Origin of the sequence: Nanhaiella sioensis (assembly GCF_046557775.1) — a bacterium.
Taxonomy (GTDB): Bacteria; Bacillota; Bacilli; order Bacillales; family SM2101; genus Nanhaiella; species Nanhaiella sioensis.
This window is the reverse complement of sequence record NZ_JBKAEG010000001.1, coordinates 3863935-3885611: the sequence shown is the minus strand read 5'-3', so window position 1 is coordinate 3885611 and position 21677 is coordinate 3863935. Positions and strand designations below refer to the sequence as shown.

The following is a 21677-nucleotide window of genomic DNA, read 5'->3' as shown; positions in this document are numbered from 1 at the left end:
TTCATCCTCTCTTACTAGTTTGCTATCCTTATTTTAGAAAACGGCCAATACACAACACTAGTTTTTCCAAGGACTTCGTCAATAGGTATCGTTCCAATATGACGGCTGTCTCTGCTTGCACGACGATTGTCTCCCAAAACAAATAACTCTCCATCCGGAACTGTGACTTCAAATGGGTCCGTAAGAGGTGTACCTGCTATTAGCTCTTTCTTTTTCTCATCTAAATATGGCTCTTCAAACTTTTCACCGTTAATAAAAAGTGTATCATCTTTGTATTCTACATGATCACCTGGCAAACCAATCACTCTTTTAATGTAATCTTTTTCAGCATTAGCATGAAAAACAACGATATCGAAGCGGTGAGGCTCGCCGATTGTGTATGAGATTTTATTGACAATCATTCTGTCTGTATTATTTAAGGTTGGCATCATTGACTCTCCATCAACGACGATTGGAGCGAATAGAAAGTATCTGATGACCGCAGCTAACAATATGGCAATAATTAAGGCTTTAACCCACTCAAATAATTCATTTTTTTTAGTTGTCATAACGCTACCACCTATACTTTTTTAATCTTATATATGAAAAAAGAGCTTGATAGACAAGCTCCTTTTTAGTTCTATTATCGAATTTCTTTAATACGCGCAGCCTTACCTCTAAGGTTACGTAAGTAGTAAAGTTTTGCACGGCGTACTTTACCACGTCGAATTCTTTCAAGTTTAGCAATTTTAGGTGAATGTAATGGCAATGTACGTTCAACACCTACACCGTAAGATACTTTACGGACAGTAAATGTTTCGCTAATCCCGCCACCACGACGCTTAATTACTACACCTTCAAACACCTGGATACGCTCACGGCTACCCTCGACAACTTTAATGTGTACACGTACAGTGTCACCAGAACGGAATTCAGGAAGATCTGATCTTAACTGTTCTTTTGTGATTTCTTCAATTAATTGTTGCATCGTTTTCAACTCCTTCCACAGATGTTCATTCCAATGTTTTACATTACAGCGGAACATCAGTCATCAGTAACATAAGGATATTCATCCTTAGTCACAAAAAATATCATAGCATAAAAATGAATGACATGCAATAACTAGCTTTATTGTTTTTTTAACTCTTCTAACCATTTTTCTTGTTGAGGTGTAAGGTCAGCTTGATTCAATAAATCTGGTCGGCGAAGCAGTGTACGTCTCAAAGATTCTTTTTGACGCCACTCTGAAATTTTTTGATGATTCCCAGATAATAAAACTTCTGGCACTTGATGACCTTGGAAGTTTGCTGGTCTTGTATATTGAGGGTGTTCAAGCAAACCCATTGAAAATGACTCCTCAACAGCTGATTCATCATTTCCTAACACTCCAGGAAGGAGTCTTACAACACTATCAATAACGACCATCGAAGCCAATTCTCCACCTGTCAATACAAAATCACCAATGGATATTTCGTCAGTAACTAGTTGTTCGCGTATTCTTTCATCGTACCCTTCATAATGGCCACAAATGAACACTAGATGATCCTCTGTTGATAGTTCTTTTGCCTTACTTTGATTAAACTTCTCACCTTGAGGGCACATTAATATAATTCGAGGATTCGTATTTATATCTTTGCTCAAGTCTTCAATAGCTGAAAAAATAGGTTGTGGGGTTAATACCATACCTGCCCCACCACCATATGGATAATCATCAACTTTCCCATGCTTATTAGTCGTATAATCACGAAAATTAGTTGCTTTTAATGATACAGCTTCTTTGTCTTGTGCTTTTTTTAATATAGACTGACCGAATACGCCTTCAAACATTTCAGGGAACAATGTAAGTATGTCAATCTTCATATTTAAAGTAACCCCTCTAAAGGTTTAATAACAATCTTCTTGTCATGAATATTAATATCTAGCACAATGTCATCGATATACGGAATGAGTATTTCTTGATTATTATGTCCTTTGACGACCCACACATCATTTGCCCCTGGTGTTAATATTTCCTTAACCGTACCTAGTTCTTTCGCCTCATCTGTATACACATGGCAACCGATAATTTCATGGAAATAAAATTCACCTTCATCAAGTTCACTTAATTGATCCTCAGGCACTTTTAGTAAGGAGCCCTTATATTTCTCAACTTCATTTACGTTGTGGTAGCCCTCAAAAGTCAACAGATCAAAATTTTTATGCAAGCGATGGCTTTTAACTACAACCTCGATAGGTTGATTATTTTCACCTGTAAAAATATACAGCTTATTCCCTAGTTCATAACGTTCTTCAGCAAAATCAGTTTTAGAAATGACTCTTACTTCTCCTTTAATACCATGAGTATTAACAATTTTCCCAACATTATACCACTTACCCATTTAACTTCACCTCTATCTCATTTCTACTACAATACCTTCCTTGATAATAATTGTTTTCTCATGAGATATGTCGTCCCAACTATCACCAACATTTATATCGACAATGGCCTGCACTTCTTTTTCTCTTAATTCACTGCCAATAGGTAAAATTTCTAGCTGTTCAATTTGAAAATCCAAAACTTTAATTTTATCCAGTCTCGAATTTATTTCTCGTTCAAAATATGTATGTAGTGTTGATGCCTGATACTTCTTATTATTTTCCATTTTCTTACGTTCAAATCGTAGCTGATCACATTCTTTTTGTAATTGAAATTTTGACTGTTGAAACTTATCTAGTAGACCGTCTTTACTTTTCTCAGTGAGAACTTGCTTTACAATTATATTTTGTATAATTTTCATCGCAACCATCCCTTTGATAGGTTCGTTCTAGCCTAATTGTACATTGAAACTCATGTTAACTACACTTGTATACCTACAATTATAACAAAGAAGTATATCGTTCTCATTCAAGCTTAGTACTTCACCCATACACACGAGACCATTTGACCTTCATATGGATAGGTGAAGTGACGACCTTTGTTAGTAGTTTTCTCTTCCCTAAACAAAGCACGTCTAAAATGTAAAGAAAGGGAGGAGGTTACCCCCCACCCTTTTCTCTATATACGGATGTTCAAATTGTTCGGGAAATATGTCTGTAGAATTACTGCGTTGGCTTGTTCTTCTCAGACCTTTTTCTCCTCCCATTTGAACACGTACATTTAGCGGATGTTCAAATCGTCTGGGAAATATGTTTGTAGAATTACTGCGTTGGCTTGATCCCACGTAAATCCCGTTCATGTGATTTGCTTAACATTGCTATTAGTCATTAATCTCTAGATGAATTCGTTTCTTTTCACTTGCACCCGCTGCATAAACAACAGTGCGTATCGCTTTTGCCACTCGACCTTGCTTACCAATTACTTTCCCCATGTCTTCTTTATGAACAGATAAATGGTATGTTATGTTGCGTTCATCAGATGTTTCTTTCACCAATACATCATCCGGATAATCGACAAGGGCTTTTACGATCGTTTCAATTAACTGTCTCATCCGATTCACAACTGTTACTTACTGTTTTTAGCATTATGGAATTTTTCCATAATCCCTTGTTTTGAGAATAGATTACGAACAGTATCAGATGGTTTTGCTCCATCTTGCATCCACTTAAGAGCTAACTCTTCATTGATGTTTACTTGAGCTGGTTCTGCAACTGGGTTGTATGTTCCAACTGTTTCGATGATTCTACCATCACGTGGTGAACGTGAATCTGCTACTACAATACGATAAAAAGGAGATTTTTTTGCTCCCATACGTTTCAAACGAATTTTTACTGCCATTATAAGCACCTCCGAAAATATTTCACACAGAATAGTATATTATCAAAAAATCAATATGTTTGTAAAGTGTTTTTTCTTAACAGTATTATTTTCCCTACATAAAAGGGAATTTCATACCCTTTTTCTTACTTTTGGACATGTTCGTCATTTGTTTCATCATTTTCTTCATGTCCTCGAACTGCTTCAACAAACGGTTAACTTCTTGAACAGAAGTTCCGCTTCCTTTTGCAATTCGCTTCTTTCTACTTGCATTAATAATCTCTGGCTGAACTTTTTCAACTTTGGTCATCGAGCGAATAATAGCCTCAACATGACCAATTTGCTTTTCATCCACTTGAACGTTCTTTAGACCTTTCATTTTGTTTGCTCCAGGTAACATATTAATTAAGTCATCTAGAGGGCCCATTGAACGAACTTGGGATAGTTGTTCCAAAAAGTCATCAAAAGTAAAGGACATTGTCCTCATTTTTTGTTCTAACTCTTTGGCTTTATCTTCATCAACTGTAGCTTGAGCTTTTTCAATTAATGTTAGTACATCCCCCATACCTAGTATACGAGATGCCATGCGTTCAGGATGAAATGCTTCAAGCGCATCAAGCTTTTCTCCCAAACCAACAAACTTAATTGGTTTACCTGTAACAGCCTTTACCGATAATGCTGCACCACCACGTGTGTCTCCATCAAGCTTCGTCAAAACTACACCTGTAATTCCAAGTTGGCTATTAAAGCTTTCAGCTACGTTAACAGCGTCTTGACCTGTCATTGCATCGACGACCAAGAAAATTTCATGAGGGTTTGTTACCTCTTTGATTTGAGCTAACTCATCCATTAATGCTTCATCGATATGGAGTCGCCCAGCAGTATCAATAAGAACATAATCATTATGTTCTTCTTTTGCTTGCGCGATTGCCTGTTTAGCTATTTCCACCGGGCTCACTTGGTCACCAAGAGAGAAAACCGGCATATTCAGCTGTTTCCCTAACGTTTGTAGTTGTTTTATAGCAGCAGGTCGATAAATATCAGCAGCTACTAGAAGTGGATTTTTGTTATATTTCTTTCTAAGTAAATTTGCTATTTTCCCAGTATGAGTTGTTTTACCTGCACCTTGTAACCCTACCATTAAAATAACAGTTGGTGGACGATTTGCTACTGCAATTTTACTTTGCTCTCCACCCATCAGTTCAGTCAGCTCTTCTTTTACTACTTTAATAACCTGTTGACCAGGGGTTAAGCTCTTCATAACCTCTTGACCGACGGCTCTTTCACTGACTCGTTTCACAAAATCCTTAACAACTTTAAAGTTAACGTCCGCTTCTAATAATGCAAGACGCACTTCTCGCATCATCGCTTTTACATCCGCTTCCGTTACTTTTCCTTTGCCTGTGATTTTCTTAATTGTATTTTGCAGTCGGTCGGCTAATCCTTCAAATGCCATTTATGTGCCGCTCCCTTACTCTAATTTCTCGAGTTCATTAAGTACTGCAAGCTGTTTTGTATTATCTTGAACGCTACTTGACATGATTTCTTTCAGATCAGAAAAAAGTTGTAGACGTTGCTGAAATTTTTGAAATAACAACAACTTCTCTTCATACTGTTCAAGCATCGTTTCTGTACGTTTAATGTTATCATATACTGCCTGGCGACTAACATTAAACAGTTCAGCAATTTCACCAAGGGAAAAGTCGTCTAAATAATATAAAGACATATAGCTTTGTTGTTTTTCCGTTAACAACGAATGATAAAAATCGTATAGATAATTCATTCTTGTCTTTTTTTCAAGCATAGTCTTTCCCCCTATGTTAAGTGAATTACCTTTACAAATTGTACTAGGTCGAATCATTAATGTCAAGTTTTTTTCTTAACAGCTCTATTATGCTTCAGTATCTGCGATTAAACCAGCAAACAAGCCAAAGACGTATTGTTCTGGATCAAATTGTTGTAAATCATCAACTTGTTCCCCAAGACCGACCAATTTAACAGGAATCGATAGCTCGTTTCGAATAGCCAATACGATACCTCCCTTTGCAGTACCGTCTAACTTTGTTAAAACAATGCCTGACACATCTGTTGATTCTGCAAATTGCTTGGCCTGACTCATAGCATTTTGACCTGTGGTAGCATCTAAAACGAGTAAGACTTCGTGGGGAGCCCCAGGAACTTCCCGTTCGATCACACGCTTCACCTTTTCAAGTTCTTTCATTAGATTGACTTTGTTTTGCAATCTACCGGCTGTGTCACATAATAAAATATCAGCGTTACGAGCTTTAGCTGCCTGAACAGCATCGTACATAACAGCAGCAGGGTCAGAGCCTGGAGATTGCTTAATTACATCTACACCAACTCTTTCTCCCCATACTTCCAGTTGGTCTATAGCACCAGCACGAAATGTATCTCCTGCTGCTAATAATACTGATTTTCCTTCATTTTTAAATTTATTTGCAAGCTTCCCAATCGTAGTTGTTTTCCCAACACCATTAACTCCAACGAACAAAATGACAGTTAAAGACTGCTCTTGAATATTTATATTTGCAGATAAATCGTCCTGTCCTTCATAAATATCAACTAGCTTTTCCGTAATAACATCTTGAACTTCTCTCGTGTCCTGTATATTTCTACGCTTTACCTCCATTTTTAATTCATCAATTAATTCCATTACAGTTGCTACACCTACGTCTGCTCCAATTAAGATTTCTTCCAACTCATCAAAAAAATCTTCATCTACAGACCTGTATCTCGCAACAAGGTCATTCATCTTTTCTGAAAAAGAATTCCTTGTTTTCGATAAACCATCTTTAAATTTTTCTGTTACTGAATCTGTCTGCTTAGTAATTTTTTCTTTCAATTTTTTAAAAAAGCTCATAATTGTTCTTCCCTTCTTATGTCATAAAATCGTTACTCACGTACCTTTTAGTTAGGTAGTTTTCGCATTTAGAAACAACACCTATACAACTAGCGTTCGGTGGATCTTTTCTTTTATATAACTTTGAATAACTATATAAACCACTTTTTATAGAACTGTTTTGATTACAATAGCAACAAAGTTTACGAAAATATCCTTTAGTTAATATCAAGTAATCGTTTCTTTACTTTAGGTTATTTTCGCATAAATTGGTGCTTTTCGTATTAAAAGTTAATCACGTACACAATTAGCGTTCGTGGTATCTTTTCTATTGCATAACTTTGAATAACTATATAAACCACTTTTTATAGAACTAATTTAATTACAATAGTAACAAAGTTTACGAAAAGATCCTTTAGTTAGGTTGTTTTCGCATCGGTGGGATCTTTTCTTTTATATAACGTTGAATCACTATATAACCCACTTTTTATAGCAATAATTTAATTACAATAGTAACAAAGTTTACGAAAAGATCCTTACTTAACCAATTCAGCAGTTTCACCGAGTCGAACTGAAACTAGCTTAGACACACCCGATTCTTGCATCGTAACTCCATAAAGAACATCAGCTTCTTCCATTGTTCCTTTTCGGTGAGTAATAACTATAAATTGTGTATCTGAGCTATAACGTTGTAAATATTGTGCAAAACGATGCACATTGGCTTCATCTAGCGCAGCTTCTACCTCATCCAAAACACAAAATGGAACAGGGCGAACCTTTAAAATTGCAAACAGTAATGCTATAGCAGTTAAAGCTCTTTCTCCACCTGATAATAAACTTAAATTTTGAGGTTTTTTCCCTGGTGGCTGTGCAACAATTTCAACTCCAGTATTTAATAAATCTCCTGGATCAGTAAGCTTCAATTCTGCCCGTCCACCACCAAATAATGCTTGGAAAACAGGCTCGAAGTGAGAACTGATATTGTTAAATGTTGCTTGAAACCTTCGCTTCATTTCATCGTCCATTTCATCGATAACCTGATATAATGTGTCCTTTGCTTGTAGTAAATCTTCCTTCTGCTCTTGTAAAAAGGAATAACGCTCATTTACACGTTCAAACTCATCAATTGCACCAAGATTTACATTTCCAAGCTCATCAATTGCAAGCTTAATTAATTTTACTTTCTGTCTAGCTTCCTCTATATCCAATTCCAAAGGATACCTTTCTTTCGCAGCCTCAAAAGTTAACATATATTCTTCTCGCAAGTGAGTTAATCTGTTTTCTAATTCCACGTCTAAACGATTAATTTTTACTTCTTCATCACGTAAAACCTCTACAAGCTGCTTATATTGTCGTTTTTGTTCTTTCGCTTCGCGCTCCTGATCTTCTAATTTTTGCTGTAGATGAAGGCGTTGATCACGACGTTCTGCGATAAGCTGAACAGTAGCTGATTTATCCTGTTTCTTTTTTACAGCTTCAGAGACTAAAACCTCTTCACCCGATGAGTTTGAACTCATCTCATTTTGCAGTAATGAAAGATCCTCCTTCGCTTCCTGCAATTTATCTTCAATTTCAGCAATAGCATGTAATGTGCGACCTGCTTTCTCTTGATGATTCGCTAACAGCTGCTCTTGGCTTGCTAATTCAACCTTTAATTCCGTTATTTCTTTTTGTAGTGACTCTTTTGATATTTGTTGGTCATTCTTTTCTAAAGTAAGTTTTTCTATTTCTTGATCAAGATTCATCACTTGGTTTTCGATGACGCTCACTTGTTCTTTAATCGTTCTTGTTCTTGCATTCATTTCATCCATCTGTTGTGAGAAATTTTCTTTTTCAAAGTCGTAAACAGTTAAACGATCGTTAACATTTTTTTCTTCTATTTCAAGCTCTCGAATTTCTCCTTTTATCGACTGTTCACTCAAACGAAGCGTATTACCCGTTTCACGTAATACCTCAAGCCCTGCCTCATCTTCTTTAATGGTGTCCTTCAGTTCCTTTACTTGAGCTTCAAGCTGTGAAGTCTTTTGCTCCATATCAAGTACTTTTACTGAAAGTTCTTCAAGCTCACGCCCTCTGCTTAATAACGAATTTGATTTCTGCTTTACTGCCCCACCTGTCATGGACCCACCAGGATTTACTACATCACCTTCAAGTGTAACGAGACGATACCTAAACTGTAATTGTCTTGCTAAATCATTTGCACCTTTTAAATCCGTAGTAATGACTACTGTCCCTAGTACGTTTTTTAAGACAGCACTATACCTTTCATCAAATGTTATTAAGTCTGAAGCAACCCCTACATATGATGGGTGGTTTTTTATTTGATTCAGTTGCAGGTCTGAAATCTTACGCTCTTTAATGACTGATAATGGTAAGAATGTAGCCCTGCCATATGAGTTTTTCTTTAAATAACTAATAGCTTGCCTAGCATGTTGTTCATCATGAACGACAATATGCTGTGTTGCTGCTCCCAATGCTATTTCTATAGCAATTTCATACTCCTGAGGTACTTGAATTAATTCTGCGATCGCACCTTCAACACCTTGCAAATGTTTATCTCTAGCTTTTAATACTTCTTTAACACCATGAAAAAATCCTGAATAATCTTCTTTGATTTCTTCCAACATTTCTTTACGAGATTTGGTCTGCTGCAAGTACTGATATGCTTGATAAAGTAAATTCTCTTTTTTTTGGTACTTGGTCTTCGAGTGTTCAAGGTTTGTTTGTTTGTTTCGAAATGTACTAATTTGATCGTTAATTTCTTCTTGAACTTTCGAAATTTTAGCTTGTAGTAGTAGCTTTTGATCATTCGTTTCTTTTCGTTGAATTATATATTTTTGATTTACTTCTTCTAAGTTTGATTTACGGACATTTTGTTGTTTCAGCTGATCTTCAATATTCGTAAGTTCATTATTCAAGGCAGCTTTCTTATTTAATAATTCAATATAGTCACTTTTTAACCCTTCAATTACGTCTTCAATATTTTGATCATAAGATGCATACATTTGTGTTTTCTGCTTTAAGTCAAGCTGCTTAACATTCACATCTTCTTCATAATGTTTCAGTAGCTGAGCTTCTTCATCTCTTTGAGCACTATGCTCGTGTCTTTTCATCTCAAATTCATCAATTATTTTTTCTAATTGTGTTCTATTTTGGGAGGCGTTCTTCTTGCGCTCCTTAAGTACTTCTTTCCGGCCTTCTAGCTTTTCTAATTCTTCACTAGCGAGCAGTAGTACTTCTTGAAGATCATCTATAGATTCATCAAGCGCGATTATTTGCTCACGGTGGTGCTCTATTTCAGATTCTAATTTCTGTAAAGAAGAAGATGATTCGATTTCATCATTTTTATGTTGCTGAAATATGTTACGAAGATCCTCCCATTTTTTATGAAGGTCTTCTACTTCAAATACTGTTAAGGCAACCTCAATTTTTTCGAGGTCATCCTTTTTTTCAATATAATCTTTAGCAATTGATGATTGAATTTCTAATGGCTCTATTTGACCTTCAAGCTCGTGGACGATATCAGAGACACGATGTAAATTTTCTTGGGTCTCGGCTAATTTATATTCTGCTTTTTTCTTACGAGTTTTGTATTTTAACACTCCAGCAGCTTCTTCAAATATTGAGCGCCTTTCTTCAGCTTTGCTGCTTAAAATTTCTTCTACTTTACCTTGGCTTATAATTGAAAAAGCTTCTCTTCCAAGACCTGAATCCATAAATAAATCAACAATATCTTTTAGTCGACACTGCTGTTTATTTATTAAAAATTCACTTTCTCCTGAACGAAAAACTCTCCTTGTGACACTTACTTCATGATAATCTATCGGTAAAAACTGATCTTCATTGTCTAATGTTAACGTTACTTCTCCTATATTTAATGGCTTTCTTGAGTCACTACCTGCAAAAATAATATCTTCCATTTTTGCTCCGCGTAGAGATTTTGCGGATTGTTCCCCCAATACCCATCTTATAGCATCGGTAATATTACTTTTTCCACTGCCGTTCGGACCAACTACTGCGGTTACACCTGGCACAAAATCAATGGAAACTCTTTCTGCAAACGATTTAAATCCAACGATATCTAACCGTTTGAGGAACATGAATATCCCTCCTATTAGGTAAAAATTCTTTTATTATGACGTGCGCACATTTGATCATCTCTGCCTAGCACAGGCAGCATTTCATTTGATCAGCCTTATAGTTCACTTTAGTTGGTAAGTGTTGTTTATGAATAGCTATCTTTGTAGCTTTCCTAGCTAGTGCTTTAATACTTCACAAATAAAGTTCTTTAGCATTTTATTTTTTAAACCATAATTTCCATAACTTTAGCTTTGGAACAAATGTGGAATAGTAACAAATTCGAAAAGAGCCTTTTTAAAAATACCCCCATAAAGGGGGCATTAATGGTGTTATAAAGATTCTTTTACTTTTTGCAAAGCCTTTTTCGCAGCGTTTTGCTCCGCTTCTTTTTTTGACTTTCCCCTACCTTCACCAAGTGTTTTGTTATTTATACAAACTGAAGATACAAACTCTCGATTATGAGCAGGACCGTTTTCCTGTAGGATTTTATATTCGAGTGAACCAGCTCCATCTCTCTGAATTAATTCTTGAAGCTGACTTTTATAATCCATCGTATGAGAAAAAGCACCATCATTTATTTTAGGAAATACAACCTTATCTAGAAAGGAACAAACAGCGTCAATTCCTTGATCCAAATATAAAGCTCCAATAAATGCCTCAAATACATCTGCTAATAATGCCGGTCGTTCTCGCCCACCAGTTAATTCTTCTCCTTTGCCTAACATAACTAGCTTACCGAAGGATAACTCATTTGCAAAAGAAACAAGAGAAGATTCACAAACTACAGCAGCACGAAGTTTCGTTAATTTGCCTTCACTTAGCAATGGGTATTTTTTATACAAATATTGGGAAATAGTTAACTCAAGAACTGCGTCTCCTAAAAACTCTAATCTCTCATTATCTTCATAGAGCCGTTTTCGATGCTCATTCACATAAGATGAATGCGTAAATGCTTGCAACAACAATTTTTTATTTTGAAAATGAAAACCTATTTTTTCTTGAAATTCATTAAATTTCGCATGCTTTTCAATACCTGTTTTTCTCATGTTATTTTAGGTACCTCCAACAAAACTTGATGTTAGGAATTGTTCACTTATAGAGGTTGATCAATTGCACTTTATTGCCTATGTACTAAATGGCACCTATTATGATGATAAAGTCCCGCCTTAAACGGGACTTTTAATAGACAAAATTATTGCTGACCGTTTATGTAGTTAACAGCGTCACCAACTGTAGCTATCTTTTCAGCATCTTCATCGGAAATCTCCATATCGAATTCGTCTTCAAGCTCCATCACTAGCTCTACTACATCTAGGGAATCAGCACCAAGATCATCTTTAAATGAAGATTCTAATTTCACCTCTGACTCTTCAACTCCAAGGCGATCAACGATAATCTTAGTTACACGTTCTAAAACATCTGCCATTATTGCTCACCTCCCCTCAAATATTATAGTGTATTTTCATTCAAAAAACTAGTTGTATTATTTTAAAAGACTGTTTTCGTATCGATTGTTGTTTTTCATATTCAGAGATCACGTCTTTATATAGTGTTCGTCGTACCTTCTCTTCTTTTTAGGACAATCAGATAATAATATCATCTAGCTGTTCATATTCAATTAAAAAAACAACAAATTTTACGATAACAGCCATATTAAAAGCACCTTTTTACCAAGCTCTTTACATGACCATTCCGCCATCAACATGCAATGTTTGTCCAGTCATATACCCACTCGCTTCAGAAGCTATAAATGCTACAACAGCTGCTACGTCTGTCGGTTCACCAAATTTCACAAGTGGAATTTGTTTCAGCATTTCATTACGAATATCTTCATTTAGTTCATCAGTCATATCAGTTGTAATAAAGCCTGGAGCTATCGCATTTACTGTAATGTTTCTACTAGCTAATTCCTTAGCAGAGCTTTTTGTTAAACCTATCACACCAGCTTTTGCAGCAACATAGTTTGCTTGTCCAGGGTTACCTGCAACTCCAACGACAGAAGCAATATTAATTATTCTTCCAGCTCTTTGCTTCATCATTTGGCGTGTAACAGCCTTTGTACAATTGAATACGCCCTTTAAATTTGTATTAATGACAGAATCCCACTCATCTTCTTTCATTCTCATTAACAAGTTATCCCTCGTTATTCCCGCGTTGTTTACTAGAATGTCTAACTTACCAAATTTAGCGATCACATCTTTAATCATAGAAGATACCGCTTCAGAATTTCCAACGTCAGCTTGCATCGCTACTGCTTCAGGGCCGAGTGCTTTAATTTCATCCACTACTTCGTTAGCCCTAGCTTCACTTCCTGCAAAATTTACTACTACGCTAGCACCTTGCTTCGCTAGTTCCAATGCAATAGCACGACCAATCCCTCTAGATGCACCTGTCACTAAGGCAATTTTTCCTTGCAACGTCATATTTTTATTCCCCTTTCAATCTTTCAATTGTCAATAGCATTGACTCTTCATCATTTATTGAATAGGCATTAACCCTTCTGTTTACCTTTTTGATGAGTCCTGAAAGAACTTTACCAGGACCAATTTCTATAAAGGTATCTACACCATTATCTAGCATGTATTCTACAGACTGTTGCCACAAAACTGGAGAATATAATTGTTCAATTAAAGCTTGCTTTATATCTGTGCTCTTCGTTAATGGCGTTGCATGAATGTTTGCTACTACTGGAACCTTTGCATGATTAATTGTAATTTCGTTCAGTATGTGATCGAATTTATTAGCAGCTGGTTGCATGAGTGATGAATGAAATGGCCCACTTACAACTAAAGGGATGACGCGTTTTGCACCATGTTCTTTACATTGTTTCGTTGCGATTGATACTCCTTCAGCTGTTCCAGAAATAACAATTTGACCAGGACAGTTCAAATTAGCTAGTTGAACTGGATATCCATCAGCTGTAATTTGGGTTGTGATTTCTTGCAACTGACCTTGATCCATCCCTAACACAGCTGCCATTGACCCTTCCCCAGCAGGAACAGCTTCTTCCATTAATTCGCCTCGCTTCCTGACTGCATACACTGCATCTTCAAATGACATTGCTTCGGCAGCCACAAGTGCGCTATATTCTCCTAAACTATGACCGGCAACATAATCAGGTCGTATATTTTCTTCTTTGAACCGTTCAAGAATAGCTATGCTCGTCGTTAATAAAGCTGGCTGTGCATTCATCGTTAGCGTTAATTTATCAGCTGGACCTTGGAAAATAAGGTCAGTTAGTGACAAACCTAGTTTTTCATCAGCTTTGTTAAAAACAGCTGCCACATTGTCATATTTTTGTGCAAGGCTTTGTCCCATACCAACAATTTGTGAACCTTGGCCTGGAAAAACAAATGCAATTTTCCCCATATGATCATTCCTCTCTTTACTTATCAATCATCAGATTCAACTTGTTGCTTTATTAATTCAGTAACATTGTTATCAACGATATCTTTTGCTTGACGAATAGCGTTGAAGATCGCATTGGCGTCAGAAGAACCATGTGCTTTGATTACTGGAGCTTTTAATCCAAACAACCCAGCTCCACCATATTCTGAATAATCCATTTTAGCTTTTAAATCTAACAGTTGGGGCTTTAATACAGAAGCTGCAAATTTGCTCTTAAAATTGCTTGTTAATGTTGTTTTTAACATAGAAAAAACTGATTGTGCTGTTCCCTCTATTGCTTTTAATGTAACATTACCCGTAAAGCCGTCTGTTATGACTACATCTGCAACCCCTTCTAATAAGTCTCGCGCCTCAACATTACCAATAAAGTGTAATGACGCTTTTTCTAATAAAGGAAAGACTTGCTTCATCAGGTCGTTTCCTTTATTTTTTTCTGTTCCAATATTTAATAAACCCACTCTAGGTGATGGAACACCACGTACTTTCTCAGCATAAATCGATCCCATAATTGCATACTGGAGCAAATGTTGAGCTTTGGCATCCACATTAGCTCCAGCATCTAGCATAATAAAACCACGTCCATCTGCAGTTGGTAATGTGGGAGCTAATGCAGGGCGATCAATTCCATCGATTCGACCGACAATGAATAAACCCGCTGCCATAAGAGCACCCGTATTCCCTGCAGAAATACAAGCATCCGCACGCCCTTCTTTCACTTCTTTTGCCATAAGTACCATTGAGGCGTTTTTCTTTCTACGAACTGCCCTTACAGGCTCATCTGTTGCTTCAATGATTTCATTAGCATGTATTATGGAAAGACGTTTCTGTTCAGAAACATATGTCTTAATTTTGTCTTCATTCCCTATTAAAGTAATATGTAAGTTAGGGAAAGCTTCTAGTGCTTTTAGTGTGCCTAAAACAATTTCTTTAGGTGCATGGTCACCACCCATTGCATCGATTGCGATTCTCATTTGTTGGACCTACCTTTTAATTACTTTTTGAACGATACATCTCAAATTCCCCTGAAAAAACCATTTCTGCTCCGACAAAGCTAGTTACTTCTACTATTGTTCTCCCTTTCTTCTTATCCAAACCTATAACTTTGGCTTTAGCTATCACGCGCTCAGTTTCTTTTACTTGACGCATGAAACGGATTGTTGCCTGGGCTGTTAACGCTAGTTCATCGTTAATAACTGCAACCGCAAGGGAGTTAGCTTGAGCAAAAAGATGATGACCACGCATTATCTTATTTCTTTTAAAAACGTGTTCCTTTTCTACATCAAATATTGAAATAGCACTTTCATCAGGAACAATATCTACAATTTCTCCAATTACCTCTTCAATCGGAAGCGAACGAACTTGTTCATCAAAATTCTTTTCTGCAACATATTTAATTCGCTCACGTAATTCAGGAATCGATAATTCCATTCTATCAAGTCGTATCGTTTGGATGCTCACAGAAAATTGTACTGCTAATTCTTCGTCGGTGACGAATGGATTTTCAGTTATTGTCTGTTGTAATTGCTCCTGTCGTACTTTTTTATTTTTACGCATATGAGAAAACACCATCCGTATTATTATGACTAGGTACTAATAGTAGTATATAATTAATTACTTCAATTTGCAAATAAACAATCTGTTATTAATCCAGTTTTTCTCCATGTAAAGCACCGGTTTGTTGTAAATAATTTCTTAGCGCTTCATACTCATTATTTTGCCAAAATGCCGTTGAATGAATGAGCTTAGCAGCATCATCTCTCGCTACTTCCAATGCACGATAATCATGTACCATATCTGCGACTTTAAACTCTGGCACGCCACTTTGCTTTTTACCAAAGAAATCACCAGGTCCACGAAGTTCTAGGTCCTTTTCAGATAGCTTAAATCCATCATTTGTTTCTGTCATGATGTTCATTCGTTCTTTACCTACTTCTGATTTCGGGTCCGCTAGTAATATGCAATAAGACTGATTCTCACCACGACCAACCCGGCCTCGAAGCTGGTGCAATTGTGACAACCCGAAACGATCTGCATCATAAATCAACATAAATGTGGCATTTGGAACATTTACTCCAACTTCGACAACAGTTGTTGAAACAAGCACTTGAACGTTATTTGTACTAAAGTCTCTCATGACAGCTTCCTTTTCAGCAGAAGGAAGTTTACCATGCATTAGTCCAATATTATATTGATTGCTAAAATACTGCGTCAAAATACTATGGACATCTATCGCATTTTGCACGTCCAATTTATCAGACTCTTCAATGAGCGGACAGATAATATAAGCTTGTCTCCCTTTGATCAGTTCTTGCCTCATGAACTCAAGGACTCTCTCAAGCATGTCGTGTCTTGCCCAGTACGTTTCTATTTCTTTTCTTCCAGCTGGCATTTCGTCTATTACTGAAACATCCATTTCTCCAAAAACCGTGATTGCTAGAGTTCGAGGGATAGGAGTAGCAGTCATAAATAGAACATGAGCATTTTCACCTTTTTCTCTTAACGTTCTACGTTGTGCTACACCAAAACGATGCTGTTCATCAGTAATAACAAGACCCAATTTATTAAATGAAATCTCATCTTGAATTAATGCATGTGTTCCGACGATAATATCTATTTCACCACGTGTTAGTTGGTCAATTATTGCTCTACGCTTTTTCCCTTTTACAGAGCTAGTTAACAGCTCAATACGCATTGGAAAAGAACTAAATAACTGCTTTAATGAGGATTCATGCTGTTCTGCTAATATTTCTGTTGGAACCATCAAGGCTCCCTGATAGCCTGCCAACACAGTTGCATATAGCGAAATCGCTGCTACAACAGTCTTTCCAGACCCAACATCACCTTGTAATAACCGGTTCATACGGTAGGGTGTCGCTAAGTCACTTGTAATTTCGTGGACGACACGATTTTGGGCAGTAGTTAGTGGAAAAGGTAATTGATCAATAAAGCTGTCAAGCTCATTTCTTGAATATTCCATGACTACTCCTATAGATTGTTCCCTCTCGAACTTTCGAAGTGTTTGCATTTGTAATTGAAATAGTAAAAATTCTTCGTAAACAAACCTTCTTCTTGCTTGTTTTAGATCTTCATGTGATAAAGGTATGTGAATCGCTTGTATAGCATCTTTCTTACCAACTAATCGATACTTTTGTAGTAAAGAGCTAGGCAAACTTTCTTCAATTAATGTGCTATATTGATTTAGTGCTAAAGACATAAATCTTCGCATTCCTTTAACAGTTACCTTCCCTTTGATTGCGTAGGTTGGCTCTATCTCACTATTTTTTTGATGAGGTGAGAAAGAAAGTTCGCTTACTGTTATTGTTTGGCGGTGCTGATCCCATTTGCCAGTAACGGTGATGATTGCATTGATAGACAGCTGTTTTTTATAGTACGGTCTATTAAAGCAGGTTACCGTAATTAAATACCTACCGACAAGTAAACGAAATGTGAGTCGAGATTTCTTTTTTCCATAATAAGTTAGAGAAGGTTCACTATGGACCTTCCCTTCCACTGTAACTTTTTCTTCATGTTTTACATCAGCTAAATCCCTCAATTGATAGTCTTCATATTTGTAAGGAAAATACTCAAGGAGATCTAACACGGTTTGGATACCCATATCATTTAATGATAGTGCTGTTTCTTCACCAATCCCTTTAATTGAAGTTACTAAGTCTGTTATTTCCTTACTCACTTGTACCTAGCGAAACGCCAAATATTTTTTGTTCAAGCTCTTTACCAGTTGGCGTTGCCGCTAACCCTCCTCGCGCTGTTTCTTTTAATGAAGTTGGCATATTTTGACCAATTTGATACATAGCATCTATTACTTCATCACAAGGGATTCGACTCGTTATACCTGCTAATGCCATATCTGCTGCAACCATTGCATTTGCAGCCCCCATGGCATTTCTTTTCACACAAGGAACTTCTACTAACCCTGCAACTGGGTCACAAACTAAGCCGAGCATATTCTTTAACGTAATAGCCATCGCCTCTGCTGATTGACTAGGTGTTCCCCCTGCCATTTCAACGATTGCTGCTGCTGCCATTCCTGCGGCTGAACCCACCTCAGCTTGACATCCACCTGCAGCACCTGAAATTGATGCATTGTTAGCTACTACAAAACCGAAAGCTCCTGAAGTGAATAAAAACTCTACCATCTGTTCCCTAGATGGATTTAGCTTATTTTTGACAGCAAAGAGTGTGCCTGGTACAACTCCTGCTGAACCAGCAGTTGGTGTAGCACATATCGTTCCCATTGCAGCATTAACTTCGTTTGTCGCTACTGCTTTACTTACTGCATCCAAAATCGTTTCTCCTGATAAGAAATTTCCTTTTTGTATATATGATTGTAATAACAATGCGTCTCCGCCTGTTAATCCAGAAAATGATTTTACTCCTGAAAGACCCTTCTCAACTGCTTTTTCCATAACCTCTAAATTTTTTTCCATTTGATTGAGTATTTCTGAACGACTCTTTTGCTTTACTTCCATCTCTTGCTGAATCATCACTTCAGAAATTTTTACGTTCTTCTCATTCGCTAACTCAATTAACTCAGCTACGTTACGAAACATTTAGGTTTCCCCCTTATATACTTAGCTGGACATACTTTTCTTAATCTACGATTTTCGTCACTTGTAATATATTCGGAAGTGAATCAAGCTCATCTAAAACAAATTGCTCAATATTTTGATCTAGTTCGATTGTCATTAATGCAAGCTTGCCTTTTTCTTTACGTGAAACTTCCATATGTCCAACGTTAATCTTAAATTTTGCTAATACGTTGGCAACAGCAGCTATCGCTCCAAATTTGTCATTATGAGCAATGAGTATGGCTGGATGATGACCAGATAGCTTAAGTTCAAATCCATTTAGTTCAATAATTTCAATTTTCCCACCGCCGATGGATATACCAACTAGCTCTAATTCTCCATCATCATCTCCTATACGTACCCTAGCAGTATTAGGGTGGTCAGTAATAGCTTCTGCTCTTCGGAAAATAATATTTATGCCTAACTGATTGGCAATATCTAGCGACGATTTAATTCGTTCATCATCTGTTTCAAAGTCGAGCAATCCACCAACAAGTGCAATGTCAGTACCATGTCCTTTATACGTTTCAGCAAAAGACCCATAAAAAGATATTTTTGCCCATTTAGGCTGACGCCCAAATAGACTTCGCGCAACTTTACCTATTCTCGCAGCACCTGCAGTGTGTGAACTTGATGGACCAATCATAATAGGACCAATAATATCAAATACACTTTTATATTTCACAATAAACTTCTCCCTTTATTAACATATTTGAGATACACTAAAGACAAGTAGCTTCCAGAAGACAATACTGGTGCCGTTTCAATGAATGCGCTTTCTGATGTCGAGTGCATTGATGAAGCAACCTCGATGGGATTAGCATCTGTGCTAGACAACATAGCTAGTGCAACACCTTTAATTATTATAAGGTTCTATTCGTATACTTGTTCCTATAATTGAGGATAAAGATGTGGTTTACCAGAACACTTATCACGAAGGATGCACCGAATTCTAGTTGTATGCGTGTTAATTTCTAATTATACAAAGTTCTTTTTGTAAACACGGTTGCTATTTTTACTAAAATTGGACAATATAATCAATGTTATGAGAGCTCAACATCATTCTAAAAGCAGAAAAGATGCCACAAAAGCTAGATGATTACGAGCGTATACGTTTTAAAACGAAAAGTAACAAGCTATGCGAAAACAGCCTATGAATAAACATTCAAAGTAAAAACAGCCGATAATAATTACGTAGCTGCTTATTAGTGCTTTATCTATTATAAGTGCTTCACCCATTCACCTAAGACTTTATCTTTGGAGAATGGGTGAAGAAACTCTAGCGATGAAGAATATCAGCTAGATTAAAATGAAAGAGCGTATATGAATGATATAATTTGTTAACCTACGCCATTTATTCTATAGCAAAAACAAATGAATAAAGAGGCTGCTTCCCATTATGCACTTCAACTTCAATTTCTGAATGCTGAGCTTCTATATAAGAGACAAGCTCCTCTACTTCGTCTTCAGCAGCACCTTCACCGAAGAGAATCGTGATAATTTCATCATCTTCATCTATCATATTGTCGAGCAATTCTTTCGCAACAGCTACTTTGTCTTCATTCGTTACATCAATCTTGCCATCATTTATTCCCATAAAATCGTTTTTGGATATATCTAAGCCATCAATATTCGTATCACGAATGGCATAAGTAACTTGTCCAGTTTTCACACCACTTAGTGCATCTGTCATTAACTGTTCATTTTGAGTTAATTCGATTGTAGGGTTAAAAGCCAGTAATGAAACCATACCTTGAGGTACTGTTTTAGACGGAATGACTACTACATTTCCTTCAACAACTGTAGCTGCTTGTTGAGCAGCTAAGATGATATTTTTATTATTCGGTAGAATAATAATATTATCGGCATTTACTTCATTTATCGCATTAACAAAGTCTTCAGTACTCGGATTCATCGTTTGTCCGCCCTCAATGACAGAATGTGCGCCAATGCTTTTAAATAAATCTGCAATTCCTGACCCCATTGCTACTGAAATAATTCCATAAGGCTTTTGTTGAGCAACCTCTCTTGGCTGTATTATTTCTTCCGCAGTGTTAACTATATTACTATGTTGCTCTCTCATGTTTTCAATTTTCATATTAATTAAAGAGCCGTATCGTTTCCCATATGACAGTACTTCTCCTGGTTCTTCAGTGTGAATGTGGACCTTCACAACCTCTTCATCAGCAACAACTAATAATGAATCACCATGTGCACTTAAATCATTACGAAATTGCTCTTGAGAAAAAGATGGCGTATCTTGGTTGTCTTCACTAAACTTCACCATAAATTCTGTACAATACCCAAATTCAATATCTTCTGTATCCATATGGCTTTGTATACTTTTATGATGTTCTGCGTTAATTAATTCAGTCATAGTAGGGATGGTAGATGATTGTATAATTGTTTCATCTTTAAGTTCCGCCAAAAAACCTTCATACACAAAAACAAGGCCTTGACCTCCACTGTCAACAACCCCAACTTCCTTTAATACTGGTAACAATTCAGGCGTTCTACTAAGAGAAGATCTCGCTTCCTTCACAATCTCTTCCATTAACAGGATTATATCTGTTTCATGTTCAGCAGCTGAAAGTCCTCGATTTGCAGCATCCTTTGCGACTGTTAAGATCGTCCCTTCAACAGGCTTCATCACAGATTTATAAGCAGTTTTAACTCCCGAGGCAAACGCTTCAGCAAACTCCACGCTATTAATACTTTCCTTATGTTCTATCGCTGTAGCGAATCCTCGAAAAAGCTGAGATAATATAACACCAGAATTACCTCTCGCGCCCATTAACAAACCTTTTGAAAGCGATTTTCCTACTTTCCCAATATGGTCGGAAGTAACGTTGGAAACTTCCTTTGCTCCAGACGACATAGATAAATTCATATTAGTTCCAGTGTCACCGTCTGGAACAGGAAAAACGTTTAGTGCATCCACTAGTTTTGAATGATTAGCTAAATTTTTAGACCCCTGGATGACCATTTTAATAAAACGTTCTCCACTTAATTTCGTTAAAGACAAGAT

Annotated in this window: 21 protein-coding genes; all 21 read right to left on the bottom strand. The window is 36.7% G+C overall.

The features are described from left to right. Positions 1-14: 14 nt before the first annotated feature. Positions 15-548: a signal peptidase I gene (lepB, locus tag V1503_RS18130; RefSeq protein WP_214482663.1), complete on the bottom strand. Its 534-nt coding sequence runs from the start codon at positions 546-548 to the stop codon at positions 15-17. A 74-nt stretch (positions 549-622) separates the two neighbouring features. Next, positions 623-967 carry a 50S ribosomal protein L19 gene (gene rplS / locus V1503_RS18125; RefSeq protein ID WP_214482781.1) on the bottom strand — a complete coding sequence of 115 codons (345 nt, stop codon included), beginning with the start codon at positions 965-967 and terminating at the stop codon, positions 623-625. Between the two features lie 140 nt (positions 968-1107). Then, on the bottom strand, positions 1108-1839 hold the full coding sequence (trmD, locus tag V1503_RS18120; RefSeq protein ID WP_410628590.1) for a tRNA (guanosine(37)-N1)-methyltransferase TrmD: 732 nt from the start codon (positions 1837-1839) through the stop codon (positions 1108-1110). Between the two features lie 2 nt (positions 1840-1841). After that, positions 1842-2357: a ribosome maturation factor RimM gene (rimM, locus tag V1503_RS18115; protein WP_214482661.1), complete on the bottom strand. Its 516-nt coding sequence runs from the start codon at positions 2355-2357 to the stop codon at positions 1842-1844. Positions 2358-2369: 12 nt separating this feature from the next. Beyond that, a complete protein-coding gene (locus V1503_RS18110) occupies positions 2370-2756 on the bottom strand; it encodes a YlqD family protein (protein ID WP_214482660.1) in 387 nt (128 codons plus the stop codon). A 459-nt stretch (positions 2757-3215) separates the two neighbouring features. Continuing rightward, a complete protein-coding gene (locus tag V1503_RS18105) occupies positions 3216-3446 on the bottom strand; it encodes a KH domain-containing protein (protein WP_214482659.1) in 231 nt (76 codons plus the stop codon). A gap of 14 nt (positions 3447-3460) precedes the next feature. Next, positions 3461-3733: a 30S ribosomal protein S16 gene (gene rpsP, locus V1503_RS18100; RefSeq protein WP_214482658.1), complete on the bottom strand. Its 273-nt coding sequence runs from the start codon at positions 3731-3733 to the stop codon at positions 3461-3463. Between the two features lie 94 nt (positions 3734-3827). After that, positions 3828-5168, bottom strand: a complete 1341-nt coding sequence (gene ffh, locus V1503_RS18095; RefSeq protein WP_410628589.1) for a signal recognition particle protein — start codon at positions 5166-5168, stop codon at positions 3828-3830. Positions 5169-5183: 15 nt separating this feature from the next. After that, on the bottom strand, positions 5184-5516 hold the full coding sequence (locus V1503_RS18090) for a putative DNA-binding protein (RefSeq protein ID WP_410628588.1): 333 nt from the start codon (positions 5514-5516) through the stop codon (positions 5184-5186). Between the two features lie 87 nt (positions 5517-5603). Further along, complete coding sequence (gene ftsY / locus V1503_RS18085; protein WP_214482655.1) at positions 5604-6593, bottom strand: signal recognition particle-docking protein FtsY; 990 nt, start codon at positions 6591-6593, stop codon at positions 5604-5606. Between the two features lie 515 nt (positions 6594-7108). Continuing rightward, positions 7109-10672 carry a chromosome segregation protein SMC gene (smc, locus tag V1503_RS18080; protein WP_410628587.1) on the bottom strand — a complete coding sequence of 1188 codons (3564 nt, stop codon included), beginning with the start codon at positions 10670-10672 and terminating at the stop codon, positions 7109-7111. A 309-nt stretch (positions 10673-10981) separates the two neighbouring features. After that, positions 10982-11698, bottom strand: a complete 717-nt coding sequence (rnc, locus tag V1503_RS18075; protein ID WP_410628586.1) for a ribonuclease III — start codon at positions 11696-11698, stop codon at positions 10982-10984. Between the two features lie 146 nt (positions 11699-11844). Continuing rightward, positions 11845-12078, bottom strand: a complete 234-nt coding sequence (gene acpP / locus V1503_RS18070; protein WP_214482652.1) for an acyl carrier protein — start codon at positions 12076-12078, stop codon at positions 11845-11847. 253 nt (positions 12079-12331) lie between these two features. After that, positions 12332-13075 carry a 3-oxoacyl-[acyl-carrier-protein] reductase gene (fabG, locus tag V1503_RS18065; protein WP_410628585.1) on the bottom strand — a complete coding sequence of 248 codons (744 nt, stop codon included), beginning with the start codon at positions 13073-13075 and terminating at the stop codon, positions 12332-12334. Positions 13076-13079: 4 nt separating this feature from the next. Next, positions 13080-14021 (bottom strand): ACP S-malonyltransferase, encoded by a 942-nt coding sequence (fabD, locus tag V1503_RS18060; RefSeq protein WP_410628584.1) that lies wholly within the window; start codon positions 14019-14021, stop codon positions 13080-13082. Positions 14022-14044: 23 nt separating this feature from the next. Further along, positions 14045-15031: a phosphate acyltransferase PlsX gene (plsX, locus tag V1503_RS18055; protein WP_410628583.1), complete on the bottom strand. Its 987-nt coding sequence runs from the start codon at positions 15029-15031 to the stop codon at positions 14045-14047. A gap of 16 nt (positions 15032-15047) precedes the next feature. Next, entirely contained in the window at positions 15048-15614 is a 567-nt protein-coding gene (fapR, locus tag V1503_RS18050; RefSeq protein ID WP_214482648.1) for a transcription factor FapR, read from the bottom strand. Between the two features lie 88 nt (positions 15615-15702). Further along, positions 15703-17751 (bottom strand): ATP-dependent DNA helicase RecG, encoded by a 2049-nt coding sequence (gene recG, locus V1503_RS18045; protein ID WP_410628582.1) that lies wholly within the window; start codon positions 17749-17751, stop codon positions 15703-15705. Beyond that, positions 17744-18631 (bottom strand): L-serine ammonia-lyase, iron-sulfur-dependent, subunit alpha, encoded by an 888-nt coding sequence (gene sdaAA / locus V1503_RS18040; protein ID WP_410628581.1) that lies wholly within the window; start codon positions 18629-18631, stop codon positions 17744-17746. Before sdaAA ends, recG begins: the two co-directional genes overlap by 8 nt. A 40-nt stretch (positions 18632-18671) precedes the next feature. Then, positions 18672-19334, bottom strand: coding sequence for an L-serine ammonia-lyase, iron-sulfur-dependent subunit beta (gene sdaAB / locus V1503_RS18035; RefSeq protein ID WP_214482645.1), 663 nt, complete (start codon positions 19332-19334; stop codon positions 18672-18674). Positions 19335-20003: 669 nt separating this feature from the next. Continuing rightward, on the bottom strand, positions 20004-21674 hold the full coding sequence (locus V1503_RS18030; protein ID WP_410628580.1) for a DAK2 domain-containing protein: 1671 nt from the start codon (positions 21672-21674) through the stop codon (positions 20004-20006). Between the last annotated feature and the right edge of the window lie 3 nt (positions 21675-21677).